This is a genomic window from Caulobacter sp. FG7 (assembly GCF_057808875.1).
The window spans coordinates 1-458 of sequence record NZ_JBMDIW010000073.1; the positions used below are offsets into that span (position 1 = coordinate 1).

Annotated in this window: 1 protein-coding gene; it reads left to right on the forward strand. The window is 63.8% G+C overall.

From position 1 onward, the window contains the following. The coding region (locus ACODR1_RS24800) for an EF-Tu C-terminal domain-related protein (RefSeq protein WP_488882817.1) at positions 1-458 on the forward strand (458 nt) is incomplete at both ends.

A 458-nucleotide genomic window follows, 5' to 3' on the forward strand; every position in this document is an offset into this window, starting at 1 on the left:
AAGGTCGGTGAAGAAGTCGAAATCGTCGGCATCCGTCCGGTCCAGAAGACGACCTGCACGGGCGTCGAAATGTTCCGCAAGCTGCTCGACCAAGGTCAGGCCGGCGACAACGTGGGCGTGCTGCTGCGCGGCACCAAGCGTGAAGACGTCGAGCGCGGCCAAGTGCTGTGCAAGCCGGGTTCGATCACCCCGCACACCAAGTTCGTGGCCGAAGCCTACATCCTGACCAAGGAAGAAGGCGGCCGTCACACGCCGTTCTTCACGAACTACCGTCCGCAGTTCTACTTCCGCACCACCGACGTGACCGGCATCATCAAGCTGCGCGAAGGCGTGGAAATGATCATGCCGGGCGACAACGCCGAGCTGGACGTCGAGCTGATCACCCCGATCGCCATGGAAGAGAAGCTCCGCTTCGCCATCCGTGAAGGCGGCCGCACCGTCGGCGCCGGCGTCGTCGC